The sequence below is a fragment of the Pseudomonas rubra genome, assembly GCF_028656935.1.
Classification (GTDB): Bacteria; Pseudomonadota; Gammaproteobacteria; order Pseudomonadales; family Pseudomonadaceae; genus Aquipseudomonas; species Aquipseudomonas rubra.
This window is the reverse complement of the sequence record NZ_JAMDGZ010000044.1, coordinates 15,310-38,015: the sequence shown is the minus strand read 5'-3', so window position 1 is coordinate 38,015 and position 22,706 is coordinate 15,310. Positions and strand designations below refer to the sequence as shown.

At 60.2% G+C, this 22,706-nt stretch carries 24 protein-coding genes and 1 pseudogene; 8 read left to right on the top strand and 17 right to left on the bottom strand.

Going from position 1 to position 22,706, the window contains the following annotated elements; genetic code table 11:
* Positions 1-8 precede the first annotated feature (8 nt).
* Positions 9-860: an MIP/aquaporin family protein gene (locus M5G17_RS19275; protein WP_273894497.1), complete on the bottom strand. Its 852-nt coding sequence runs from the start codon at positions 858-860 to the stop codon at positions 9-11.
* Between the two features lie 283 nt (positions 861-1,143).
* Here M5G17_RS19275 and ybaK point away from each other — a divergent pair, with 283 nt between their 5' ends.
* On the top strand, positions 1,144-1,614 hold the full coding sequence (ybaK, locus tag M5G17_RS19270) for a Cys-tRNA(Pro) deacylase (protein ID WP_273894496.1): 471 nt from the start codon (positions 1,144-1,146) through the stop codon (positions 1,612-1,614).
* Positions 1,615-1,681: 67 nt separating this feature from the next.
* Here the strand turns inward: ybaK and M5G17_RS19265 are convergent, their stop codons facing one another.
* The gene (locus M5G17_RS19265; protein ID WP_273894495.1) at positions 1,682-2,791 is read right to left on the bottom strand and encodes an ABC transporter ATP-binding protein; all 1,110 of its coding nucleotides are present in this window, start codon (positions 2,789-2,791) and stop codon (positions 1,682-1,684) included.
* Positions 2,788-3,708, bottom strand: coding sequence for an ornithine carbamoyltransferase (argF, locus tag M5G17_RS19260; RefSeq protein ID WP_273894494.1), 921 nt, complete (start codon positions 3,706-3,708; stop codon positions 2,788-2,790). The genes M5G17_RS19265 and argF overlap by 4 nt, the downstream gene beginning before the upstream one ends.
* A 375-nt stretch (positions 3,709-4,083) precedes the next feature.
* Between argF and M5G17_RS19255 the strand changes: the two genes are divergently transcribed.
* The gene (locus tag M5G17_RS19255; protein ID WP_273894493.1) at positions 4,084-6,192 is read left to right on the top strand and encodes a molybdopterin oxidoreductase family protein; all 2,109 of its coding nucleotides are present in this window, start codon (positions 4,084-4,086) and stop codon (positions 6,190-6,192) included.
* Positions 6,193-6,298: 106 nt separating this feature from the next.
* Entirely contained in the window at positions 6,299-6,631 is a 333-nt protein-coding gene (gene grxD, locus M5G17_RS19250) for a Grx4 family monothiol glutaredoxin (RefSeq protein WP_273894492.1), read from the top strand.
* Positions 6,632-6,699: 68 nt separating this feature from the next.
* Here grxD and bfr read toward each other — a convergent pair whose 3' ends face one another.
* A complete protein-coding gene (bfr, locus tag M5G17_RS19245) occupies positions 6,700-7,170 on the bottom strand; it encodes a bacterioferritin (protein WP_010221036.1) in 471 nt (156 codons plus the stop codon).
* Between the two features lie 198 nt (positions 7,171-7,368).
* The gene (locus tag M5G17_RS19240; protein WP_010221037.1) at positions 7,369-7,587 is read right to left on the bottom strand and encodes a bacterioferritin-associated ferredoxin; all 219 of its coding nucleotides are present in this window, start codon (positions 7,585-7,587) and stop codon (positions 7,369-7,371) included.
* 233 nt (positions 7,588-7,820) lie between these two features.
* Between M5G17_RS19240 and M5G17_RS19235 the strand changes: the two genes are divergently transcribed.
* On the top strand, positions 7,821-8,423 hold the full coding sequence (locus tag M5G17_RS19235) for a peroxiredoxin (RefSeq protein WP_010221038.1): 603 nt from the start codon (positions 7,821-7,823) through the stop codon (positions 8,421-8,423).
* A gap of 57 nt (positions 8,424-8,480) precedes the next feature.
* Here M5G17_RS19235 and rnt read toward each other — a convergent pair whose 3' ends face one another.
* Positions 8,481-9,092 carry a ribonuclease T gene (rnt, locus tag M5G17_RS19230; RefSeq protein WP_267954172.1) on the bottom strand — a complete coding sequence of 204 codons (612 nt, stop codon included), beginning with the start codon at positions 9,090-9,092 and terminating at the stop codon, positions 8,481-8,483.
* A 56-nt stretch (positions 9,093-9,148) separates the two neighbouring features.
* Positions 9,149-10,195: a dihydroorotase gene (gene pyrC / locus M5G17_RS19225; RefSeq protein ID WP_273894491.1), complete on the bottom strand. Its 1,047-nt coding sequence runs from the start codon at positions 10,193-10,195 to the stop codon at positions 9,149-9,151.
* Positions 10,196-10,325: 130 nt separating this feature from the next.
* Between pyrC and M5G17_RS19220 the strand changes: the two genes are divergently transcribed.
* Both M5G17_RS19220 and M5G17_RS19215 read left to right on the top strand, forming a co-directional pair.
* Positions 10,326-11,279 carry a flagellar protein MotY gene (locus tag M5G17_RS19220; protein ID WP_273894490.1) on the top strand — a complete coding sequence of 318 codons (954 nt, stop codon included), beginning with the start codon at positions 10,326-10,328 and terminating at the stop codon, positions 11,277-11,279.
* 129 nt (positions 11,280-11,408) lie between these two features.
* Positions 11,409-12,626 carry an argininosuccinate synthase gene (locus M5G17_RS19215; RefSeq protein ID WP_273894489.1) on the top strand — a complete coding sequence of 406 codons (1,218 nt, stop codon included), beginning with the start codon at positions 11,409-11,411 and terminating at the stop codon, positions 12,624-12,626.
* Between the two features lie 64 nt (positions 12,627-12,690).
* Here M5G17_RS19215 and M5G17_RS19210 read toward each other — a convergent pair whose 3' ends face one another.
* The gene (locus tag M5G17_RS19210) at positions 12,691-13,224 is read right to left on the bottom strand and encodes a hypothetical protein (protein WP_273894488.1); all 534 of its coding nucleotides are present in this window, start codon (positions 13,222-13,224) and stop codon (positions 12,691-12,693) included.
* Between the two features lie 443 nt (positions 13,225-13,667).
* Here M5G17_RS19210 and M5G17_RS19205 point away from each other — a divergent pair, with 443 nt between their 5' ends.
* Positions 13,668-14,294: a response regulator transcription factor gene (locus M5G17_RS19205; protein WP_273894487.1), complete on the top strand. Its 627-nt coding sequence runs from the start codon at positions 13,668-13,670 to the stop codon at positions 14,292-14,294.
* A 63-nt stretch (positions 14,295-14,357) separates the two neighbouring features.
* Here the strand turns inward: M5G17_RS19205 and M5G17_RS19200 are convergent, their stop codons facing one another.
* The 8 genes and pseudogenes from M5G17_RS19200 to metG all read right to left on the bottom strand — a co-directional run bounded on the left by M5G17_RS19200 (position 14,358) and on the right by metG (position 20,931).
* Positions 14,358-14,537, bottom strand: a complete 180-nt coding sequence (locus M5G17_RS19200) for a PA3496 family putative envelope integrity protein (protein ID WP_273894486.1) — start codon at positions 14,535-14,537, stop codon at positions 14,358-14,360.
* Positions 14,538-14,642: 105 nt separating this feature from the next.
* Positions 14,643-15,281 carry an endonuclease III gene (gene nth, locus M5G17_RS19195; RefSeq protein WP_273894485.1) on the bottom strand — a complete coding sequence of 213 codons (639 nt, stop codon included), beginning with the start codon at positions 15,279-15,281 and terminating at the stop codon, positions 14,643-14,645.
* A gap of 4 nt (positions 15,282-15,285) precedes the next feature.
* Positions 15,286-15,807 (bottom strand): Rnf-Nqr domain containing protein, encoded by a 522-nt coding sequence (locus M5G17_RS19190; RefSeq protein ID WP_273894484.1) that lies wholly within the window; start codon positions 15,805-15,807, stop codon positions 15,286-15,288.
* Positions 15,800-16,417 carry an RnfABCDGE type electron transport complex subunit G gene (locus M5G17_RS19185; protein ID WP_273894483.1) on the bottom strand — a complete coding sequence of 206 codons (618 nt, stop codon included), beginning with the start codon at positions 16,415-16,417 and terminating at the stop codon, positions 15,800-15,802. The genes M5G17_RS19190 and M5G17_RS19185 overlap by 8 nt, the downstream gene beginning before the upstream one ends.
* Positions 16,414-17,382, bottom strand: coding sequence for an RnfABCDGE type electron transport complex subunit D (locus M5G17_RS19180; protein WP_273894482.1), 969 nt, complete (start codon positions 17,380-17,382; stop codon positions 16,414-16,416). The genes M5G17_RS19185 and M5G17_RS19180 overlap by 4 nt, the downstream gene beginning before the upstream one ends.
* Before the next feature lie 7 nt (positions 17,383-17,389).
* A pseudogene (rsxB, locus tag M5G17_RS19175) lies at positions 17,390-18,223 on the bottom strand (electron transport complex subunit RsxB); the annotation flags it as partial.
* Complete coding sequence (locus M5G17_RS19170; protein WP_273894480.1) at positions 18,220-18,801, bottom strand: Rnf-Nqr domain containing protein; 582 nt, start codon at positions 18,799-18,801, stop codon at positions 18,220-18,222. The gene M5G17_RS19170 and the pseudogene rsxB, both read right to left, overlap by 4 nt.
* A gap of 90 nt (positions 18,802-18,891) precedes the next feature.
* Entirely contained in the window at positions 18,892-20,931 is a 2,040-nt protein-coding gene (gene metG, locus M5G17_RS19165; RefSeq protein ID WP_273894479.1) for a methionine--tRNA ligase, read from the bottom strand.
* A 156-nt stretch (positions 20,932-21,087) separates the two neighbouring features.
* On the opposite strand from metG, the gene apbC reads away from it, so the two are divergent.
* The gene (apbC, locus tag M5G17_RS19160; protein WP_273894478.1) at positions 21,088-22,182 is read left to right on the top strand and encodes an iron-sulfur cluster carrier protein ApbC; all 1,095 of its coding nucleotides are present in this window, start codon (positions 21,088-21,090) and stop codon (positions 22,180-22,182) included.
* A 162-nt stretch (positions 22,183-22,344) separates the two neighbouring features.
* Here apbC and M5G17_RS19155 read toward each other — a convergent pair whose 3' ends face one another.
* Positions 22,345-22,554: a cold-shock protein gene (locus M5G17_RS19155; protein ID WP_010221054.1), complete on the bottom strand. Its 210-nt coding sequence runs from the start codon at positions 22,552-22,554 to the stop codon at positions 22,345-22,347.
* Positions 22,555-22,706 lie beyond the last annotated feature (152 nt).

The following is a 22,706-nucleotide window of genomic DNA, read 5'->3' as shown; positions in this document are numbered from 1 at the left end:
TGCAGGCATCAGGATGCCTGGGTCTTGCCCTGAGGGTTGGCGTCGGTCTGGGCGCTTTCGCTCTCGGCAACCGGCAGGTTTCGGGCGATCACGCCACGATAAAGGGCCGCCCCAAGGCTTGCCCCTATGATCGGCGCAAAAACAGGAATCAGGAAATAGGGAATGTCACGACCGCCCGTAAAGGCGACTTCGCCCCAGCCGGCGAGGAAGGTCATCAGCTTGGGCCCGAAGTCCCGCGCCGGGTTCATCGCAAAGCCGGTCAGCGGGCCCATGGCACTACCGATCACGGCAATCAGCAGGCCGATCAGCAGCGGTGCCATGGCGCCGCGCGGCAGGCCGTTGTTGTCATCGGTCAGGGCCATGATCACTGCCATCAACACGGCGGTGATGACCACTTCGACCAAGAAGGCCTGGCCGGTGGACAGTGCCGGGTGCGGGTAGGTGGAGAACACCGAGGCCAGCTCGAGGCTGGCCTGGCTACCGCGGATCATTTCATGGGCCTGTTCGAAATCGAAGAACAGGTTGCTGTACAGCGTGTATACCAACGCCGCGCCGCAGAAGGCGCCGGCGATCTGGGCGACGATATAGAACGGCAGCTTGTGCTTCTCGAAGCCGGCGAACAGGCACAGGGCGATGCTCACTGCCGGGTTCAGGTGCGCACCGGATACCCCGGCGGTCAGGTAGATCGCCATGCTTACGCCGACGCCCCAGATGATGCTGATTTCCCACAGGCCAAAGCTGGCACCCGCAACCTTGAGCGCAGCGACGCAACCGGTGCCGAAAAAGATCAGCAGCGCGGTGCCGAGAAATTCGGCCATGCACTGGCTTGAAAGTGTTGGTTGTCGCAGAGCAGTCGTCATTCGTTACCTCGGTTCTTGTTGTTGTGAGGCGCAGTGAGCGCTCGACAAAAACCCGACAGAAATCCCCATTTCGGTCGGGCGGCGGCAGAAAATGCACCTTATCGGGGCATGGCTATATTCAGAATCGAAAAAATATAGACAAGAAACGCTTATGTCAAAGGTCGAAAGTGAACGACCATTCACAATCTGACTATTGGCGGCGGTGATGGGCGTTGGTTGCGCTTGGGGTTTTGCCCTAAAGTAACCGGCGAAATGGCATTCACCCCTCTGCTTGGAGTCCTGCATGACCCCCGCCCTGGATCTGCTGAAAAAGGTTCGCGCCGACCACCACATCCACAGTTACGAGCATGACCCAAAGGCTGCTTCTTACGGCCTGGAAGCGGCTGAAAAGCTCAATCTTGAGCCTGCGCGGGTGTTCAAGACCTTGTTGGCCAGTAGCGAAAAGGGCGAGTTGCTGGTGGCAGTAGTGCCGGTGGCCGGTAGCCTGGATCTCAAGCATCTGGCCCAGGCTGCCGGGGTGAAGAAGTGCGAGATGGCAGACCCGGCGGCGGCTCAACGCTCCACCGGTTACCTATTGGGCGGGATCAGCCCGCTGGGGCAGAAGAAACGCCTGCGTACTTTCATTGACGAGTCGGCTCAATTGTTTGAGCGCATTTTCGTCAGTGCTGGCCGTCGGGGGCTGGAAGTCGAGTTGGCGCCTGCGGTGCTGGTCGAGCATACCCAGGGTAGATTTGCCGCCATTGGCCGTGAATGATTGAACGGCATCGCGGGGCAAGCCCGCTCCCACTGTGGGAGCGGGCTTGCCCCGCGATTGATCTTGATCAGACCGCTGAACTGTACCGGCGAACGCCGTTCTCCGGCATTGGCAACTGCGCCGCGACGCTGCCGGGCACCGCGAACACCACCAGGTGATCCGCCGCCACTTCAATGCCCACTTCGCTACCGACCTGATGGTCGTTGTGGCTTGGAAAGATCGCTTCCAGCTGGCTGCCAGTCGGCAGTTGCAGGCGATACAGGGTCGAGGCACCAAGGAAGCTCTTGCCGACGATCAGCGCTTTGAGCTCGCTGTGCGGGGCATGGATGATGTCGTCCGGGCGCAGCAGCACATCCACGGCGCTGCCAGGCGTCAGGGTATAGGCCCGGTTGCCGCGCAGCTCGCCCAGCTCGGTACGTACCGACTCCGGGCTGGTCAACTGGCCACGGATAAAATAGCCCTGGCCAATGAAGCTGGCCACGAATGGCGTCAGTGGTTCGTGGTAGAGGTTGTAGGGGGTATCCCACTGTTCCAGGCGACCTTCCTTGAACACACCGACATGGTCGCTGACGGCGAAGGCTTCTTCCTGATCGTGGGTCACCAGAATTGCGCTGGTGCCTCGGCTTTTGAGGATGTCGCGCACTTCATGGCTCAGGCGCCGGCGCAGCTCTACGTCGAGGTTGGAAAACGGCTCATCGAGCAGCAGCAGCTGTGGCTCCGGTGCCAATGCGCGAGCCAGGGCCACACGTTGCTGCTGGCCGCCGGAAAGCTCGTGGGGATAGCGTTTGCCGAGGCCGCCGAGCTTGACCAGCTCGAGCATCTCTTCAACCACCTGACGCTGCTGCGGGTGCTTGCCGATGCCAAAGGCGATGTTCTCGGCCACGGTCAGGTGCGGGAACAGCGCGTAGTCCTGGAACACCATGCCGATCCGGCGCTTTTCCGGTGCCAGGGTGAACCCGGCCTTGGAGATGACCTCACCGCCAAGCTGGATCTCGCCTTCGTGCACCGGTTCGAAACCGGCTATGGCGCGCAGGGTGGTGGTTTTGCCGCAGCCTGAGGAGCCCAGCAGGCAACCAATGTCGCCAGCGTTCAGGTGCAGGTTGAGGTTCTGGACGATGCGCTGCTCGCCATAGCCACAGGCGAGCTCGCGCAGGTTAAGCAGTAAAGGTTGACTCATGCGTGGTGATAGGCCGGTTCAACAAGAAATTCGAGAAGCGCCTTCTGTGCATGCAAGCGGTTTTCGGCCTGGTCCCAGGCGACCGAACGTGGGTCGTCGAGCAGGTCCAGGCTGATTTCCTCGCCGCGATGAGCGGGCAGGCAGTGCATGAACAGGGCATCGGGTGCTGCCAGATCGAGCAGTTCGCGGGTTACCTGGTAAGGCGCGAACAACGCCAGGCGCCGTGCAGTTTCCTCTTCCTGACCCATGGAAGTCCAGACATCGGTGCTCACAAGGTGAGCACCCTGCACTGCATCCTTGGGTTCACGGAAGATCTGCACGCGCTCACCGGCCTGGGCCAGGAACTGTGGATTGGGCTCGAATTCGGCCGGGCAGGCGATGCGCAACTGGAAGTCGAACTGGATGGCCGCCTCGATATAACTGTTGCACATGTTGTTGCCGTCGCCGATCCAGGCCACAGTCTTGCCCTGGATTGCGCCGCGGTGCTCGAGGAAGGTCTGCATGTCGGCCAGCAACTGGCACGGGTGCAGGTCGTCGGACAAGCCGTTGATCACCGGCACCCGCGAGTTGGCGGCGAACTCGGTCAGGGTGTTGTGGGCGAAGGTGCGGATCATCACTGCATCGAGCATGCGCGACATGACGATGGCACAGTCACCAATCGGCTCGCCACGGCCCAGCTGGGTGTCCCGTGGCGAGAGGAAGATGGCCTGGCCGCCGAGCTGGATCATGCCGGCTTCGAACGACAGGCGGGTGCGGGTCGAGGATTTCTCGAAGATCATCCCCAGCACGCGGTTTTTCAGCGGTTCGAACAGTACGCCGCGGTTACGCAGGTCCTTCAGCTCGATACCTCGACGGATCACACTGAGCAGTTCGTCGGGTGTGAAATCCATCAGGGAGAGAAAGTGCCTAGCGCTCATGTTTGACTACCTTTTTGCAACAGACCGCAGGTCAGCGATACCGGCTTTTCAAAACAACGGAAGTGACCTGCGGCGAAAGCCGCACGGGGCGACGAATTAGGGGAAGACGCAATACTATAATTAAATGTCGCGTCATACCAAGAGGGGGATTCGTCGCCGATGTTTCAGGCGGTGTCGTAACCCATTGGTCAGAAGCTTTTTTTATAGTTACACCAGGGTTTTACACCGCCTGCCAGCGCCTTGGCAAACCCGGTAGCGGCGCGGCGTCGGATCGTTGTGCCTGATGGCCGAAGATTCACGCGGCGAACCTCGCTGGTGCGTGGGCGGGGGCAGGCTCATAGTCAGGCTCATTCCAGACGCCCGAAAGAGGTGGCCATGAACAAGACGCTGCATCATCGTGCCTGTCATCTGTGTGAAGCCATCTGTGGCTTGACCGTCGAAATCACCCACGAGCCCGACGTCGCCCCGCGCATCAGCTCGATCAAGGGTGACCCCCAGGACAGCTTCAGTCGCGGTCATATCTGCCCCAAGGCGGTGGCCCTGCAAGACATCCAGAATGATCCCGATCGCCTGCGGGCACCGCACAAACGGGTTGCTGACGGCTGGCAGGCGATCAGTTGGGAGGAGGCCTTCGAGCTGGCCGCGCAAAAGCTCTGGGCCATCCAGCAAGCCCATGGGCAAAACGCCGTGGCCGTCTACCAGGGCAACCCCAGCGTGCACAACTACGGGCTGATGACCCACAGCAACTACTTTCTCGGCCTGCTCAAGACCCGTAACCGCTTCTCGGCCACCTCGGTGGACCAGTTGCCACAGCACCTGACCAGCTACCTGATGTACGGTCATGGCCTGTTGCTGCCAATCCCGGACATCGACAACACCGGGTTCATGCTGATCCTGGGCGGCAACCCGCTGGCCTCCAACGGCAGCATCATGACCGTGCCGGATGTCGAGAAGCGGCTCAAGGCGGTTCAGGCCCGTGGCGGCAAGCTGGTGGTGGTCGATCCGCGTCGTAGCGAGACGGCGGCCATGGCCGACCAGCATCTGTTCATTCGCCCTGGCGCTGATGCGGCGCTGCTCTGCGGTCTGCTCAATACCCTGTTTGCCGAGGGGCTGACCCGTCCAACGGCATTGCCGGTCGAGGGTCTGGACCAGGTGCAGGCAGCGATTGCACCGTTCACTGCCGAGGCGATGAGCCGGCTTTGCGGTATTGAGGCCGAGGTGATTCGCCAGCTGGCCCGGGACTTTGCCGGCGCCGACAAGGCGGTCTGTTACGGGCGTATGGGGGTCTCGACCCAGGCTTTTGGCACCTTGTGCCATTGGCTGGTGCAGTTGCTCAACCTGGTCAGCGGCAACCTTGACCGGGTTGGTGGTGCCCTGTGTACCGAGCCTGCGGTGGATCTGGTGGCCAGCACCTCGGGCGGGCATTTCAATGTCTGGCAGAGCCGGGTCTCAGGGCTGCCCGAGTACGGCGGCGAACTGCCGGTGGCGGCCTTGGCCGAGGAGATGCTGGTCGAAGGGCAAGGGCAGGTCCGCGCGCTGGTGACGGTCGCGGGTAACCCGGTACTGTCCACGCCCAATGGCCGGCAGTTGGAGCGGGCCCTGGACGGTCTTGAGTTCATGCTTAGCATCGATCTGTACATCAATGAGACCACTCGGTACGCCGACCTGATCCTGCCGTCCACCTCGGCACTGGAGAATGATCACTACGACACCACCTTCAACCTGTTCGCGGTACGCAATGTCAGCCGTTTCAATCGGGCCATTCTGCCCAAGCCCGAAGGTGCCCTGCATGACTGGGAGATATTCGTTGGCCTGGCCAAGGCCTTTGCCGCCCTCGGTGACAAGCCATTGAAGCCGACCTTGGCGCCTGCGCAGATGATCGATACCGGCCTGCGTCAGGGCCGCTATGGTGACGCCTCCGCGTTCAAGCTGTCGCTTGCGACCCTTGATCAGCACCCGCACGGTATCGACCTTGGAGCGCTGCAGCCGAACCTGGCGGCGCGCTTGAAGACGGCAGACCAACGGATTCAAGCCGCCCCGCAGGCGATTCTCGACGATCTGCAGCGTTTTGCCCGGCAACAGCCGCTGGCGGCCGATCAATTGCTGTTGATCGGGCGACGCCACGTGCGCAGCAATAATTCCTGGATGCACAACTATCATCGGCTGGTGAAAGGCAAGCCTCGTCATCAGTTGTTGATGCATCCGGATGACTTGGCTGGCCGCCAGTTGTGCGATGGCCAGCGGGTACGAGTCAGCTCTCGGGTCGGGGAAATCGAGGTCGAGGTACAGGCGTGCTGCGACATGATGCCAGGGGTGGTCAGCCTGCCCCATGGCTTTGGTCATGCCCGTGCCGGGGTGCGCATGGGCATCGCCCAGGAGCAACCCGGCGCCAGCGCCAACGACCTCACCGATGAGCGCCAGTTGGACGCAGTGTCGGGCAATGCAGCGCTCAACGGCGTGCCAGTGCAGGTGGTTGCGGCTTGATATCGGCAAGGCCGAGCGTCCTGCCCGGCTTTCCGATACAATGCGTCACCGTGCCGACAACCAGGTCGGAAAGTTCAGGTCGGAAAGTTCAGCCGCGAGGTGCTTCATGGATATTATCGAAACAATCAAAGAGCAGATTGCCAACAACACCGTTCTGCTTTACATGAAAGGCTCGCCGAATGCCCCACAGTGCGGTTTTTCGGCCAAGGCGGCGCAAGCCGTGATGGGTTGCGGCGAGAAGTTCGCTTACGTGGATATCCTGCAGAACCCGGAAATCCGCGCCAACCTGCCAAAGTACGCCAACTGGCCGACCTTCCCACAACTGTGGGTTGCCGGTGAGCTGGTTGGCGGCTCTGACATCATGACCGAGATGGCTGCCAACGGCGAACTGCAGACCCTGATCAAGGATGCAGCAGCCAAGGCCGCTGACAAGGCCTGATTCCAGGTTGGTTAAAAAAAGCCCCGCAGTGCGGGGCTTTTTTATACCTGTTGCAACCGGGGGAGGGTTTACTCGCCCATCTGCGACTGCAGGTAATTCTCCAGGGTGATCTTGTCGATCAGGCTCAGCTGGGTTTCCAGCCAGTCGATGTGCTCTTCCTCGGCTTCGAGGATGTCTTCGAGCAGTTCACGGCTGCCGAAGTCGCCAACGGTCTCGCAGTGGGCGATGGCGGCCTTGAGGTCGACCAGGCCTTTTTGCTCGATCTTCAGGTCGCACTCGAGCATTTCCTTGGTGTGTTCACCAATCAGCAACTTGCCCAGGTCCTGGACGTTGGGGATGCCTTCGAGGAACAGAATACGCTTGATCAGTTTGTCAGCGTGTTTCATCTCTTCGATGGATTCTTTGTACTCGTGCTTGCCGAGCTTTTCCAGACCCCAGTCTTCGTACATGCGGGCATGCAGAAAGTATTGGTTGATTGCGACCAGCTCGTTTCCGAGGATCTTGTTGAGATGCTGGATGACGCTAACGTCGCCTTTCATGATGGGGTCCTGCCCTATAAATGTGTCTATAAAGGCAAGTTTGAGCCTCGCAACTTCTACTGTCAAACCTAAGTTATTGAATAATAAATGAAAATTAATCGGAATAAGAATGTTTTTGTTCCGCGTTAAACTCCTAACTACTTGAATTACAGGCATAAAAAAACCGGACGCTGGGTCCGGTTCTTGGAATGTGCTGAATTATGCTGCAGTAAATTCTACAGGATAGGGCAGGGCAGCCTGGCTGACCTGAAGCTCGGTGAGGGTTTCGCGTACCACCTGTTTGGCCAGGCAGGCACATTTGCCACACTGGCTCGCCACGTTGGTGGCGCTTCTGACTTCCTTGTAGCTGCAGCATCCTTCATAGATCGCATCGCGGATCTGTCCGTCGGTCACGCCAACACAAAGACACACATACATAGGCTGACCATCGCTGGTAAAGGCTCAATGCGAAGAAGCTTAATGTTAATGAGAATGCTTGTCAAAGCTCTTTCTGCAACGGCCGGACTAGAGCGACCGACGGCAGATTGTCGAGCATTCGGACTGAAACTCGGCGAGTAGCGCCGGGCGGTGTATGATGGTCGGCCATTTCGCTGCCGGGCCGCTGCATGCTGGCCTGTGCAAGATGATTCCACCCCATCAGGAGATATCGCATGAGCGTACTCGTTGGCAAAAATGCCCCGGACTTCACCGTTCCAGCTGTTCTGGGCAACGGCGAAATCGTCGACAGTTTTAACCTGGCTTCGGCCATCAAGGGCAAGTACGGCCTGGTGTTCTTCTACCCGCTGGACTTCACCTTCGTCTGCCCGTCCGAGCTGATCGCTCTGGATCACCGCATGGCCGAATTCAAGGCGCGCAACGTTGAAGTGATCGCCGTGTCGATCGACTCGCACTTCACCCACAACGCCTGGCGCAACACCCCGATCAATGCCGGTGGCATCGGTCAGGTCCAGTACATCATGGCGGCTGACATGAAGCACGACATCGCCAAGGCTTACGACGTTGAGTCCGAAGGCGGCGTCGCTTTCCGTGGTGCATTCCTGATCGACGACAAGGGCGTTGTCCGCTCGCAGATCGTCAACGACCTGCCACTGGGCCGCAACATGGACGAGCTGCTGCGTCTGGTTGACGCACTGCAATTCCACGAAGAGCACGGCGAAGTCTGCCCTGCCAACTGGAAAAAAGGCGACAAGGGCATGACCGCTTCGCCAGAAGGCGTTGCTGCTTACCTGAGCGAGAACGCTGGCAAGCTGTAATTGCCAGGCATAAAAAAACCGGCCTTGATGGCCGGTTTTTTTATGCCTGTAGCAGCGTCAGTCGTTGAAGTCCTGCCAGCCGCCCATTTCCTTCCAGCGGTTGACGATGCCGCAGAACAGCTCGGCGGTCTTCTCGGTGTCGTAACGCGCCGAGTGCGCTTCACGGCCATCGAAGTCGATGTCGGCGCTCTGGCAGGCCCGCGCCAGCACGGTCTGGCCATAGGCAAGACCGGCCAGGGTGGCGGTGTCGAAGCTTGAGAACGGGTGGAACGGGTTGCGCTTCATGTCGTGGCGGGCCACGGCGGCGTTGAGGAAGCCCAGGTCGAAGCTGCTGTTGTGGCCGACCAGGATCGCCCGTTTGCAGCCGTTGGCCTTCAGCGCCTTGCGCACACCACGGAAGATGTCGGTCAGGGCCGACTCTTCGCTGACTGCCATGCGCAGTGGGTGGTCAAGCTTGATCCCGGTGAACTCCAGGGCTGCTTGCTCGATGTTGGCGCCTTCGAATGGCTCGACGCGGAAGAAATAGGTGTGTTCCGGGAACAGGAAGCCCTTTTCGTCCATGCCGATGGTGACGGCGGCGATCTCCAGCAGGGCGTCGGTAGCGCTGTTGAAACCACCGGTTTCAACGTCGACCACTACCGGCAGGTAACCGCGAAAGCGTTCAGCCATTGGATGGCGCGGACCCCCGCCATGACCTTCCTGGTCGTCTTCGTACTGATCTTCGCTCACGCAGTTTCCTCCAGCAGGCGCCAGCGCAATTGTTCACCGGCGCGCAGCGGAATAACGGTCTGCTCGCCGAACGGCAAGCTGCTTGGGGCGGTCCAGCTGTCGCGGACCAGGGTAATGGTATCGGTATTTGCCGGCAGGCCATAGAAGGCCGGGCCATGCAGGCTGGCGAAGCCTTCAAGTTTGTCCAGCGCGTTACGCTGCTCGAACGCCTCGGCATACATCTCGATGGCGGCATAGGCGGTGTAGCAGCCAGCACAGCCGCAGGCGGCTTCCTTGGCATGCTGGGCGTGGGGGGCCGAGTCGGTGCCGAGGAAGAACTTGCTGCTGCCGCTGGTGGCGGCGTCCAGCAAGGCCACCTGGTGGGTGTTGCGCTTGAGGATCGGCAGGCAATAGAAATGCGGCCGAATCCCGCCCACCAGCATGTGGTTGCGGTTGTACAGCAGGTGCTGGGCGGTAATGGTCGCGCCAACGTTGGCCGGAGCCTCGGTGACGAACTGCACGGCGTCGCTGGTGGTAATGTGCTCGAACACTACCTTGAGGGTCGGGAAGCGTTCGACCACTCGGCGCAGGTGCTCGTCAATGAACAGTTTCTCGCGGTCGAAGACGTCGACTTCGCTGCGGGTCACCTCACCGTGTACCAGCAGCAGCATGCCGACCTCGGCCATGGCTTCGAGCACCGGGAAGATCTTGTCGACACTGGTCACGCCGGAATCGGAGTTGGTCGTCGCACCGGCCGGGTAGAGCTTGGCGGCATGGACAAAACCTGTGGCCTTGGCCGCGCGGATTTCTTCGGGCTGGGTGCGGTCGGTGAGGTACAGCACCATCAGCGGCTCGAAACGGCTGCCAGCAGGGCGTGCGGCGAGGATGCGCTCGCGGTAGGCGCCGGCTTCGGCGGCATTGCGCACCGGTGGTACCAGGTTAGGCATGATGATTGCGCGGGCAAAGGTGCGCGCGACGTCGCCGACGGTATGCGGCAAAACAGCGCCATCACGAAGATGGATGTGCCAGTCGTCGGGACGCAGGAGGGTCAGGCGGTCGGACATTGGGGATTCCAGGCGGGTCGAACTCAAGGTGAATGCTACCGGAAAAGCCGGTTACGAGCACTCGCTATCAAGTTTTGCCGCGCCCGACCGATAGCGTGCAGGTATACCGTGAAAATCTGTGGAGCCGCCCGTGCGCCAGCGTTATCTAGCCCTGCTCAGTGTGTTTGCCAGCATGCCTGCCATGGCACTCACCTTCCAGACTCGTCTGGAGAACATCGAGTGGAAGGTCGAAGGCGATCAGTTCGAATGTCGGCTGGTTCAACCCATTGCCGATTTCGGCAGCGGCGAATTCGTTCGTCGCGCCGGCGAGCAGCCGACATTCCAGTTGCGATCAAGCAGTAATGTGCTCGGCTCCGGCAACGCCACCCTGCTGGCGGCGGCTGCGCCGTGGCAGCCGGGGCGTGGCGATATCAACCTGGGGGCCGTGCGCATGGCCCGCAGCGGCGTGCTCTTTACCAGTTCCCAGGGCCAGGCCAGCCGCCTGATCAACGGCCTGCTCGATGGCCGCAGCACGGTGGTGCGCAACTACGCCGGTGAAGCTGGGCGGGCCATGGAAGTGCGGGTGCTGCCGGTCAAGTTCAGCAAGGCCTATGGGGACTACCAGGCTTGTGCGGCGAAACTCTTGCCAATGAACTATGACCAGGTGCGTCAGGCCCGGGTCGGTTTCCCGGGGGGTGGCATCGACCTGGACAGCGATGCACGCGCACGCCTGGATGTAATTCTCGATTTCCTCAAGGCCGACCCGACGGTCAACCATATCCAACTCGACGGTCACTCCGACAACAGCGGCAATCGCCTGACCAACCGTGACCTGTCCCGGCGCCGGGCGCTGGCGGTCATGGAGTACCTCAAGGCCCACGGTGTCCCCGAAGAGCAGATTACCTTGCGCTTTCATGGCGAGCGCTATCCGCTGGCGAGCAACAACAGCGCAGCCAACCGCGCACGCAACCGGCGCGTGAACATTGAACTGGATCGGGTAACACCGGTCGAAAAACCTCAAGAAAACCCTGTCGAGCCTGTGGCCAAACCAGCGGCCGCACCGGCTGCCGCAGCTGAAACGGTGAAGCCTGCAAGCAAGTCCTGAGCTGCGACCGTCCGTCGCGGCCTCGACAATTTTTGTCGCTTTGTCGTCACAAGCTGTCGCCCCACTGTAATTTTTGTCGCAAGGCCGGTAGAATCGACGGCTTTCCGTACAACCCCGTGGAGTGATGGCATGGCGGACGTAAAAAAGGTCGTACTGGCGTATTCCGGCGGCCTTGATACTTCGGTGATTCTCAAGTGGCTGCAGGATACCTACAACTGTGAAGTGGTGACCTTCACCGCAGACCTGGGTCAGGGCGAAGAGGTCGAACCGGCCCGCGCCAAGGCTCAGGCCATGGGCGTCAAGGAAATCTACATCGATGACCTGCGCGAAGAGTTCGTACGCGACTTCGTGTTCCCGATGTTCCGCGCCAACACTGTCTATGAAGGCGAGTACCTGCTGGGTACTTCCATCGCTCGTCCGCTGATCGCCAAGCGCCTGATCGAAATCGCCAACCAAACCGGGGCTGACGCCATCTCCCATGGTGCGACCGGCAAGGGTAACGACCAGGTCCGTTTCGAGCTGGGCGCCTACGCGCTCAAGCCGGGCGTCAAGGTCATCGCACCATGGCGCGAATGGGACCTGCTGTCCCGTGAAAAGCTCATGGACTATGCCGAGAAGCACGGTATCCCGATCGAGCGTCACGGCAAGAAGAAGTCGCCGTACTCGATGGACGCCAACCTGCTGCACATCTCCTATGAAGGTGGCGTGCTGGAGGATACCTGGACCGAGCACGAAGAAGACATGTGGCGTTGGACCGTCTCCCCGGAGAATGCGCCTGATACCGCGCAATATCTGGAGCTTACCTACCGTAACGGCGACATCGTTGCACTGGACGGCGTCGAAATGACCCCGGCCACTGTGCTGGCGACGCTGAACAAGATCGGTGGTGCTCACGGTATCGGCCGTCTCGACATCGTCGAAAACCGCTACGTCGGCATGAAGTCCCGCGGTTGCTACGAAACCCCGGGCGGCACCATCATGCTGCGTGCGCACCGCGCCATCGAATCCATCACGCTGGACCGCGAAGTCGCTCACCTCAAAGACGAGCTGATGCCGAAATACGCCAGCCTGATCTACACCGGCTACTGGTGGAGCCCTGAGCGTCTGATGTTGCAGCAGATGATCGATGCTTCGCAGGTCAACGTGAACGGCGTAGTGCGTCTGAAACTCTACAAGGGCAACGTTATCGTTACCGGTCGCAAGTCCGACGATTCGCTGTTCGACGCCAACATTGCGACCTTCGAGGAAGATGGTGGCGCGTACAACCAGGCCGACGCGGCGGGCTTTATCAAGCTCAACGCCCTGCGCATGCGCATTGCGGCCAACAAGGGTCGGACTCTGGTCTGATCGTTGTTGCTCAGAAAACCCCGGCTTGCCGGGGTTTTTTTTGCCTGGACATTACCGGGCAACCTCAGGTCTTGTTCAGTGCTTGAGTTATCACAGTGGTTTGAGCGCCGGTGTTGAGGTTGTACAGAGTCCAAGTGTTGCCAGTCGGCTGGCCGGGTTTGATTGCTTGTAATGTGAAAAACTCCATGAGTTCGCTGGCTGCCGGACCACCCAAGGTGATGGATACTGTATTTTGCTCGGAACTATCCGCTCTCAATAGCACGGTGCTAGTGGCTTCGGCCGTTGTACTTATTGAAGTAACAGATTCGCTCACAGGAGGCGCAGGCTCCGCCACGATTTGCATATGCGCAGCGGCAGGTGCAGTGATTGTATCTGTCATGAGATCGCTTGAATCGGGTGAGTAAAGTGACTTGTTGTTGAAGTTCAAGGTGAGAAAGAACAACACCGTGAGGAAGAACGGAAACCCCACCAGGAACCAGGTGTAGATGCCTTGGCTATCGGCACTGAGAAATGGCAACGAGGCCAGCGCCGATGCTTCGATGACGCCAGCCAGAATCGCGATGATCGTCAGTGGGTGTTTCGTCTCGATCTTGCTCATGCACAGGCTACCTTGCTCGGTGACTCAGGTCCTTTATGGCAACAGGGTTTAGCACATCGACCGGGCTAACCTACAGCGCGGCAAATTTCTCCGGGTGGCACTTTTGTCCAAGGTTTGTGTAAGGCGGTTTTGCATAATGCTTGGATACTGTTTTTATCAAGCAGTGTTATAGGATTTTTCCTTCAGCTAATAAGGCCGTGTGTAATGGGCTCTTTCGAGTGTTGGTGATATCTTTATTCAGGAAGTGTTGAAAGAGCGCGACAATATTTAATTGCTGTGTCTTCGCAGCGCTATTGAAATAGCGGCGTGTAGGATAATTCTCATATGGCTGTAGGGCGCGTCCCTGTATGCAACCACTGGTTAGTGACGCAATGCAATAAGTCATGCATCTAGGCTATTGTGAGTTCTCAAAAAAATAGAACAGCGAACAATTGGATTTGCCCATGAATAAAGTCCTGATCGTGGATGATCATCCGGTCATTCGCCTGGCTGTACGCATGTTGATGGAGCGGCATGGTTATGAAGTCATTGCAGAGACGGACAACGGCGTGGACGCGCTGCAGTTGGCGCGAGAGCATGGGCCGGACATCGTCATTCTTGATATCGGCATCCCCAAACTTGATGGACTCGAGGTCATCGCCAGGTTGACCACCAATCACTCCGGCATCAAGGTGCTGGTCCTCACCTCCCAGGCGCCCGGGCACTTTTCCATGCGTTGCATGCAGGCGGGTGCTGCCGGCTATGTCTGCAAGCAGCAGGACCTCACTGAGCTGCTCAGTGCCATCAAGGCAGTGCTTTCCGGCTACAGCTACTTTCCTAACCAGGCGTTGCATTCGGTGCGTTCGAACCTTGGTGGTTCGAGCGAGGCAGATATGGTCGAGCGCTTGTCGGGGCGGGAGATGATGGTGCTGCAGCAACTGGCCCGGGGCAAGACCAACAAGGAGATTGCCGATGGTATGTTTCTCAGCAACAAGACGGTCAGCACATACAAGACGCGCTTGCTGCTCAAACTCAATGCGCGCTCGCTGGTCGACCTGATCGAGCTTGCCCAGCGCAACGGCCTGGTTTGATCCACCCAGCAACAACAAAGCCTCCGTTCAGGAGGCTTTTTTTGATTTATGAACGTCGATCCGTCAGAGGTCGAAGTCGAAATCGGCCAACTGCCTTTTCAAACGACGCTCTTCCAGCATGTTATCGATGGTGCGGCGCTTGCTCAGGTTGGTTTTTGCCACTTCAACTCGGGGTTCCTCATCCTCATCTTCAGGGTTGAGGTCTTCAACTGCTACATCCAGGTCTTCTTTATCGGTGCTCATAAGTCACTCCAAGCCAAGAGGGCCATTGGCGCACCTTATAGCGAGAAATGTTGACCGGGTAAAAAAGATTTTTTCAATCGACTGAGCAGTATTTTCACTATTGGCTCAATCGTCCGAGGTTTTTTCCTTGTACTCACACAAGTCTTCGATGCGACAACTTCCACAGCGGGGCTTGCGCGCCTGGCACACATAGCGGCCATGCAGGATCAACCAGTGGTGGGCATCAAGCAGATATGCCTTGGGTACGAACTTCATCAAGGCTTTTTCAACCTCCAGGACAGTCTTGCCCGGAGCGATCCCGGTGCGGTTGCTTACCCGGAAAATATGCGTGTCGACGGCCATGGCCATATGCCGGAACGCAGTGTTGAGCACCACGTTGGCAGTCTTGCGGCCAACCCCGGGCAGGGCTTCCAGCGCTTCGCGGGTCTCTGGCACCTGGCTGCCATGCTGTTCGATCAGCAGGCGGCAGGTTTCAATGACGTTTTTCGCCTTGCTGTTGTACAGGCCAATGGTCTTGATGTAAGCCGACAGGCCTTCGACGCCCAGGGCGTAAATCGCTTCGGGGGTATTGGCGACCGGGTACAGTTTGGCCATGGCCTTGTTCACGCTGACATCGGTGGCCTGGGCCGAGAGGATCACCGAAATCAGCAGTTCGAAAGGGCTGGTGTAGGCCAGCTCGGTTTTCGGCTCGGGGTTGTCTTCATGCAGCCTGCGAAAGATTTCCAGGCGTTTGGCGGCATTCATGGGGTCAAAGCGTTCCTTGACGACGTGAAGGGGCTCGCCTCTGGCAAACCCGGTTGTACAGGGCCAATAGCAGGCCCAGAAGAATCAGCGCACCCGGCAACAGGCTGGCCAGTCGCAGGTTGGCAACGTCGGCCAGGCCCTGGCGTACCAAACCCATGGCAATGCACAGCAAGGTGAACGCTGCCAGTGTGAGCGCTACGCTTCGCCAGTGCTGGTTATCGTCGCGGACGTACTCGAACAGCAGGCATTGTACGGCGATCAGCGCCGGATAGGGGCCCAGGGCAAGCGACATCGGCAAGGCCCAGGCGCGCAGGCCCAGTTCCAGGCAGGTGACCAGCGAGGCCGCCAGCAGCGTGCTGGCAAGCAAGCCCGTAGTGCCGGCCAGCATCTTGCGCAACGGCGTCATGCACAAGCGGTGCAGGCTGATGATCAGCACGCTGCACAGGGCAATCACGCAAGCCTGCAATGCCGTCTGGGTGGCGCCTAGCAGCGGCGCCATCAGTATCGCGAGCAGTCGGCTATTCATCGGCGCCTCCTGAGAGCAATTGCTGGCGATGCTCATCGAAGTAGCGCAAGGCTTCATGGCTGGCCTGGATGACTGCGCGGGAAGTCACGGTAGCGCCAGCTAGCTGGTCGAACTGGCCATTGTCACGCTTGAGTGCCCAAGCGGTGTCCGCAGTGTTCTGCCGGCTGATGCCGGCAAAACCCTGCAACCAGGTGTTGCCAGGCTCCACTAGCTTGCCACCCAAGCCTGGGGTCTCATGCTGCTGCAAGACCTTGATCGCCATCAGACGACCGTTGGCGTCAATGGCAATCAGCAAGTCGAGCGGGCCGCCATAACCCTGAATCTGGCTATGCAGCACAACGGCGCTGCGCTGGCCCTGCAAGGTGGCCAGATAGCCGCCGAGCAGGCGGCTGTGATCAAGGTTGGCAGCTGGTAGCCGCAAGGGGTGGTGCAGGGGTTGGTTGTCATAGCGCTGCGCTGGCAGCAGGCTCAACCAGCGTTGCGCCTTGAGCTGTTGCTCGGCGGCGGTGATGCGCGGGGCCGTGATGTGCTGCCAGAGCACCACGCTGCCCAGGGTCAGCAGGGCCAGGGTCAGCAACACGGCTGCGCTACGCAGGGAGGAGGTGTTCATTTTGCCTCTCCCTGCCAGCGCTCGAGCATCGGTACGCAGAGGTTCATCAGCAGCACAGCGAACGCCGCGCCATCCGGATAACTGCCCCAGGTTCGAATTAGGTAGATGAGCAGCCCCGCTCCGGCCCCGAACAACAGCTTGGCCCTTGGACTCCGAGGCCCTGAAACCGGTTCGGTGATGATAAAAAATGCAGCCAGCATGGTCGAGCCCGAAAACAGATGCAGCAGCGGTGAGCCGTTGGAGTCCGACCCCGAGCCGTTCCAGCACAGCAGGCTGGCCACAAACAGGCTGGTCAGCAAGCCCACGGGCGCATGCCAGCTAATCACCTTGCGCTGCAACAACAGCAAACCGCCAAGCAAGAAAGCCAGGTTGACCACCTCGCTGCCCCGTCCGCCCACGTGGCCAAAGCCCGGATGGCTGACGAACAGCTCATCCATGGTCAGGCTGCGGTTGTTGCGCAGCCCGTCGAGTACCGTGGCCTGTGCCCAGGCATCCACCTGTTCGCCCATGGGCAGGCCAAATACCTGTTGCAGCGTATCACTCAGGCCCAGCAGCTGGGTGCCTGGCCACAGGGTCATGTGTTGCGGGAACGACACCAGCACCAGCGCATAGCCAAGCATCGCCGGGTTGAACAGGTTCTTGCCGACACCTCCATAAAGTTGCTTGCCCAGGGTAATGGCGGCGCTGGCGGCAATCATCGGTAGCCACCAGGGCGCATAGGTGGGCAGGGCTGCGCTGAGCAGCACGGCAGTGACCAAGGCGCTGCCGTCGTTGAGTGCAGGCAGGCAGGGGCGTTGTTGCAGTTTCAGCAGCACGGCTTCGCTTGCCAGCGCCGCACTGGCGCATAGCAGCAGATTGAGCAGCAGCCCCCAGCCGTGCAGCCACAACAGGGTCAGCAACCCTGGGGCGCAGGCCAGCAACACCAGGCCCATGGTGCTGCGCAGGCGTTCGCTATTATCGGCCATCGCCGACTGCCGGTTGCAGGGTCTGCAGGCGTGCCTGGGCCTGTTGCGCTGCGTTCTCGAGTTCTGCCAGTTGTGCTTGCTGGGCTGGGTCAGGCGTATCGCCAAAAGCTGTCCTGGCTTTGTTCAGTTGGGCCCGGCTCATGGCCGCGGCGATCTTCGCTTGCTTGAGTGCGCTATCGGCGGCAGCGACCTTCTGTGCCTTGACCCGTTCGATGGCCGCTTTGATCGGGTCGTCGACAACGGCGCTCTCGGGGGTAGCACTGGGGGGCGCGGCACGCTGGCTGCGGGCCAGGCGCTCAGCCTGTTTGCGTGCTTCGTCGCGCTGCAAACGCAGGTTGCGTTGTTCAAAGCGGCGCCGGGCCTGGTTGCGCTTGTGCTCGCGGGCTGCCAGCGCTTCGGCGCTACGGGCCAGGCCGCCGACAATCGGCACGACATTGCTGTCGGCGCTCACCGGCAGCAAATCGATGCAATCCACCGGACACGGCGCCACGCACAGGTCACAGCCGCTGCATTCGCTGCTGATCACCGTGTGCATCAGTTTTGCCGCGCCGACGATGGCGTCCACCGGGCAGGCCTGGATGCATTTGGTGCAGCCAATGCATTCGGCTTCGCGAATGTAGGCCACTTGCGCCGGTGCGCTGCCACGTTCGGCGTCGAGTTCGAGCACCGGAACCTGTAGCAGCCGGGCCAGGGCGGCGATGGTTTCGCCGCCGCCCGGCGGGCATTTGTTGATCGCTTCGCCCGCTGCCAGGCCTTCGGCATAAGGCCTGCAGCCAGGGTGGCCACACTTGCCGCATTGGGTCTGCGGCAGCAGGGCGTCGATGCGTTGAATCAGGCTCATGAAGTCAATAATCCGTTGAAGCCGAGAAACGCCAGGGCCATCACGCCAGCGCCGATCAATTCGATCGGCAGGCCGCGAAAGGCCGTGGGGATATCGTCATTGTCGCTGCGTTGGCGCAGCTCGGTGAGCAGGCCCAGGGCCAGCCAGAAGCCCAGGCCTCCGGCCACGCTCCAGCCCAGGGTCTGCGCAATGCCTTGGTCGCCTGCACTGGCCTGCAGGCTCAGGCCGATCAGGGCCAGGTTGGTCAGCAGCAGTGGCGCTAAACCGTCGAAGGGCAGGGCTGGCAGCAGGCCTGTCAGCAACCTGAGGGTAAGCACGATCAGCCCCATGCTCAGCACCAGGAAAACAATCAGGTACAGATACTCAAGCTGCAGCGGCAGCAACGCCAGACGAAAAAGCAGTTGTCCAAGCCCGACCGCCAACACCAGCAACAGCAGGGTCGAAAGCCCCAAGGCATGCACCTGGCGCCGATTCTGCTCGGGGTGGGTGTGCAGCAGCGGGTCGATGGCCTGCCCCTGGTGCAGGACCAGGTTGTTGATCAGCGCGGCGCTGATCAGGGCCAGAATGAATTCGCTCATGAGGGGGCCGAATGCTGAGGCTGAACGCCATTATCCGGCAATGACGCGAGGATGAGAACGCCCCGGCCGCAATCGGCCGGGGCATACGCCTTACTTGATGCGCTGACCGGGCTTGGCGCCGCTGTCAGGGCTGAGCAGGTAGATTTCTTCACCGCCGGGGCCTGCGGCCATCACCATGCCTTCGGAGATGCCAAAGCGCATTTTGCGCGGCTTGAGGTTGGCGATCATCATGGTCAGGCGACCTTCGAGCTTGGCCGGGTCCGGGTAGGCCGACTTGATGCCGGAGAACACGCTGCGCTGTTCGTCGCCGATGTCCAGGGTCAGGCGCAGCAGCTTGTCGGCGCCTTCCACCGCTTCGGCCTTGAGGATCAGGGCAACCCGCAGGTCGACTGCGGCGAAGGTGTCGAAGTCGATCTCGGCCGACAGCGGGTCCTTGGTCAGTTCGCCATTGCCGGTGACAACGCTGGTCTGGCTGGCGGCCAGGTCTTCCTTGGAGGCAGCGGTCATGGCTTCGACCTTGGCCGGGTCGATGCGGCTCATCAGCGCCTTGAACGGATTGAGCTGATGGTTGCTCAGGCGGGTCTGGTGGTCGGCCCAGGTCAGCGGAGCGACGTTGAGGAACGCCTCGGCGTCGGCGGCCAGCACAGGCAGCACTGGCTTGAGGAAGATCACCAGTTGGCGGAACAGGTTGATGCCCTGGGCGCAGATCGCCTGGACTTCATCCTGCTTGCCTTCCTGCTTGGCCAGCGACCAGGGTGCCTTGTCGGCAATCCAGGCGTTGGCGCGGTCGGCCAGGCCCATGATCTCACGCATGGCGCGGGCGAAGTCGCGGCCTTCGTAGGCTTCGGCGATGCCTGGGGCGGCGGCGAGGAAGGCTTCGGTCAACTCTGGTGCAGCGTCGCCTGCGACCATGACGCCATCGTTACCCTTGTGGATGAAGCCGGCGCAACGGCTGGCGATATTGACCACCTTGCCGACCAGGTCGGAGTTGACCTTCTGGATGAAGTCTTCCAGGTTCAGGTCGAGGTCATCGACGCCGCGGCCCAGCTTGGAGGCGTAGTAGTAGCGCAGGTACTCCGGATCCAGGTGATCCAGATAGGTGCGGGCCTTGATGAAGGTGCCACGGGACTTGGACATCTTCGCGCCGTTGACCGTCAGGTAACCGTGCACGTTGATCGCGGTCGGCTTGCGGTAGCCGGCGCCTTCGAGCATGGCAGGCCAGAACAGGGCGTGGAAGTTGACGATGTCCTTGCCGATGAAGTGGTACAGCTCGGCTTGCGAGTCCTTGTTCCAGAACGCGTCGAAGTCCAGCTCCGGGCGGCGTGCGCAGAGGTTCTTGAAGCTGGCCATGTAGCCGATCGGCGCGTCCAGCCAGACGTAGAAGTACTTGCCGGGTTCGTCGGGGATTTCGAAGCCGAAGTACGGCGCATCACGGGAGATGTCCCATTCCTGCAAGCCTGAATCCAGCCATTCGGCGATCTTGTTGGCCACCGCGTCCTGCAGGGTGCCGCTGCGGGTCCACTGCTGGAGCATGGCCTGGAAGTCTGGCAATTTGAAGAAGAAGTGCTGTGAGTCCTTGAGTACCGGGGTGGCACCGGAGATCGCCGACTTGGGGTTCTTCAGCTCGGTTGGAGCATAGGTGGCGCCGCATTTCTCGCAGTTGTCGCCGTACTGGTCTTCAGTGGCGCACTTGGGGCAGGTGCCCTTGATGAAACGGTCGGCCAGGAACATTTTTTTGTCCGGGTCGAAGTACTGGGTGATCGAGCGGGTGGCGATGTGCCCGGCTTCACGCAGCTTGAGGTAGATCTGGTTCGACAGCTCGCGGTTTTCTTCGGCGTGGGTCGAGTGGAAGTTGTCGAACTCGACCAGGAAGTCGGCGAAATCCCCGCTGTGCTCGGCCTGGACGGCGGCAATCAATTGCTCGGGGGTGATGCCTTCCTTCTCGGCGCGCAGCATGATGGCCGAGCCGTGGGCATCGTCAGCGCAGACGTAAATGCACTGGTTGCCGCGCAGTTTCTGGAAGCGCACCCACATGTCTGTCTGGATGTACTCGAGCATATGGCCAAGGTGAATGGAACCATTGGCATAGGGCAGGGCGCTGGTGACGAGAATCTGACGTGGCTCGGACATGGGGGCTCGGCTACTTTTTTCGGCTACTTGAGATGAAACGGTGATCGGCCACTATAAAACGCCGGGAAATTTATTTCACCCCATGGACGTATCTGAAGCGGGATGACGGGTTAGCATAGTGGCCTGTTTTGCTCAGTCTTTATCACGGGAGTCTCCATGAGTGCCGTCACTCGCGCAGCCGTCGAAGCCGTTCTTCGCCAATACACCGACCCTTACCTGAACCAGGACCCGGTCAGCGCCGGGTGCGTCCAGGCCATCGATATCCAGGGCGATCGCGTCAGCGTGCAACTGCAACTGGGCTACGCTGCCGGTTTGTTCAAGAACGGATGGGCGCAGGTTCTGCAAACGGCTGTCGAAGGTATCGACGGGGTTGCCTCGGCGCAGATCGTGATCAACTGTGTGATCGCCGCGCACAAGGCCCAGGCGCAGATCCCGGGCCTGGCCAACGTCAAGAACATTATCGCTGTAGCTTCGGGCAAGGGCGGTGTCGGCAAGTCGACCACCGCCGCCAACCTGGCTCTGGCCCTGGCCCGTGAAGGTGCGCGGGTGGGGGTTCTTGATGCTGACATCTATGGCCCGAGCCAGGGCGTGATGTTCGGTATCGCCGAAGGCACCCGGCCGCAGATTCGCGATCAGAAGTGGTTCGTGCCGCTCAAGGCTCACGGTGTCGAGGTCATGTCCATGGCGTTTCTGACTGACGACAACACGCCGATGGTCTGGCGCGGGCCGATGGTCTCCGGCGCCTTGCTGCAGTTGGTGACCCAGACTGCCTGGGACGACCTCGATTACCTGGTGATCGACATGCCGCCGGGCACCGGTGATATCCAGCTGACCCTGGCGCAGAAAGTCCCGGTGGCCGGTTCCGTGATTGTCACCACGCCACAGGACCTGGCACTGCTCGATGCCAGGAAAGGCGTGGAGATGTTCCGCAAGGTCAATATCCCGGTGCTGGGCGTGGTCGAGAACATGGCGGTGCACATCTGCTCCAACTGCGGCCATGCCGAACACCTGTTCGGTGAAGGGGGTGGCGAGAAGCTGGCGGCGCAGTACGGCGTTGAGCTGCTGGCATCCCTGCCGCTGTCGATGCTGATCCGCGAGCAGGCTGATAGTGGCAAGCCGACGGCGATTGCCGAGCCGGAAAGTCAGATTGCCATGGTGTACCAGGAACTGGCTCGTCAGGTCGGTGCGCGGATCGTGCTGCAGGAAGCGGCGGCGCCGGCGATGCCGAATATCACCATCAGCGAAGATTGAGGTGATGCTATCGCTGGCAAGCCAGCTCCCACAGGTTCTGCATGCACTGGACCTTGTGGGAGCTGGCTTGCCAGCGATGAGGCACGAGGCAGCCTAAAATCAGGGCATAAAAAAAGCCCCACCTGTTAAGGGCGGGGCTTTCTTCAAGCTGTAAAGCGGAAGTTAGATAACTTCTACTTCTTCAGCCTGCATGCCTTTCTGACCGCGGGTAGCGATGAAAGAGACCGCTTGGCCTTCTTTCAGGCTCTTGAAGCCGTCAGCCTTGATGGCTTTGAAGTGTACGAACAGGTCGTCACCGGATTGTGGGGTGATGAAGCCGAAGCCTTTTTCATCGTTGAACCACTTAACGGTACCGGTTTGGCGATTGGACATGGTCTGTCTCCTTGGACAAAGTTAACTACGACTCAGGAAACGCCCTGGCCGAGACTGAGTGCAAAGAGGCAGAAAATTCATGAAGATGGGTTGATCGAGATCTTGCATCAGGTAGATATTCTCAGTGACACGTGCAGCACAGTGGCGTCACC

Excerpts from the sequence above, each read along its gene's own strand:
- M5G17_RS19240 (WP_010221037.1), bottom strand. The coding sequence starts at position 7,587 with ATGTATGTGTGTCTTTGTGTTGGCGTGACCGACGGACAGATCCGCGAT.
- M5G17_RS19170 (WP_273894480.1), bottom strand. The coding sequence starts at position 18,801 with ATGAGCGAATTCATTCTGGCCCTGATCAGCGCCGCGCTGATCAACAAC.
- M5G17_RS19205 (WP_273894487.1), top strand. The coding sequence starts at position 13,668 with ATGAATAAAGTCCTGATCGTGGATGATCATCCGGTCATTCGCCTGGCT.
- M5G17_RS19215 (WP_273894489.1), top strand. The coding sequence starts at position 11,409 with ATGGCGGACGTAAAAAAGGTCGTACTGGCGTATTCCGGCGGCCTTGAT.
- M5G17_RS19210 (WP_273894488.1), bottom strand. The coding sequence starts at position 13,224 with ATGAGCAAGATCGAGACGAAACACCCACTGACGATCATCGCGATTCTG.
- M5G17_RS19185 (WP_273894483.1), bottom strand. The coding sequence starts at position 16,417 with ATGAACACCTCCTCCCTGCGTAGCGCAGCCGTGTTGCTGACCCTGGCC.
- apbC (WP_273894478.1), top strand. The coding sequence starts at position 21,088 with ATGAGTGCCGTCACTCGCGCAGCCGTCGAAGCCGTTCTTCGCCAATAC.
- argF (WP_273894494.1), bottom strand. The coding sequence starts at position 3,708 with ATGAGCGCTAGGCACTTTCTCTCCCTGATGGATTTCACACCCGACGAA.
- nth (WP_273894485.1), bottom strand. The coding sequence starts at position 15,281 with ATGAATGCCGCCAAACGCCTGGAAATCTTTCGCAGGCTGCATGAAGAC.
- M5G17_RS19255 (WP_273894493.1), top strand. The coding sequence starts at position 4,084 with ATGAACAAGACGCTGCATCATCGTGCCTGTCATCTGTGTGAAGCCATC.
- grxD (WP_273894492.1), top strand. The coding sequence starts at position 6,299 with ATGGATATTATCGAAACAATCAAAGAGCAGATTGCCAACAACACCGTT.
- M5G17_RS19235 (WP_010221038.1), top strand. The coding sequence starts at position 7,821 with ATGAGCGTACTCGTTGGCAAAAATGCCCCGGACTTCACCGTTCCAGCT.
- M5G17_RS19275 (WP_273894497.1), bottom strand. The coding sequence starts at position 860 with ATGACGACTGCTCTGCGACAACCAACACTTTCAAGCCAGTGCATGGCC.
- M5G17_RS19155 (WP_010221054.1), bottom strand. The coding sequence starts at position 22,554 with ATGTCCAATCGCCAAACCGGTACCGTTAAGTGGTTCAACGATGAAAAA.
- rnt (WP_267954172.1), bottom strand. The coding sequence starts at position 9,092 with ATGGCTGAACGCTTTCGCGGTTACCTGCCGGTAGTGGTCGACGTTGAA.
- M5G17_RS19265 (WP_273894495.1), bottom strand. The coding sequence starts at position 2,791 with ATGAGTCAACCTTTACTGCTTAACCTGCGCGAGCTCGCCTGTGGCTAT.
- pyrC (WP_273894491.1), bottom strand. The coding sequence starts at position 10,195 with ATGTCCGACCGCCTGACCCTCCTGCGTCCCGACGACTGGCACATCCAT.
- bfr (WP_010221036.1), bottom strand. The coding sequence starts at position 7,170 with ATGAAAGGCGACGTTAGCGTCATCCAGCATCTCAACAAGATCCTCGGA.
- ybaK (WP_273894496.1), top strand. The coding sequence starts at position 1,144 with ATGACCCCCGCCCTGGATCTGCTGAAAAAGGTTCGCGCCGACCACCAC.
- metG (WP_273894479.1), bottom strand. The coding sequence starts at position 20,931 with ATGTCCGAGCCACGTCAGATTCTCGTCACCAGCGCCCTGCCCTATGCC.
- M5G17_RS19180 (WP_273894482.1), bottom strand. The coding sequence starts at position 17,382 with ATGGCCGATAATAGCGAACGCCTGCGCAGCACCATGGGCCTGGTGTTG.
- M5G17_RS19200 (WP_273894486.1), bottom strand. The coding sequence starts at position 14,537 with ATGAGCACCGATAAAGAAGACCTGGATGTAGCAGTTGAAGACCTCAAC.
- M5G17_RS19190 (WP_273894484.1), bottom strand. The coding sequence starts at position 15,807 with ATGAATAGCCGACTGCTCGCGATACTGATGGCGCCGCTGCTAGGCGCC.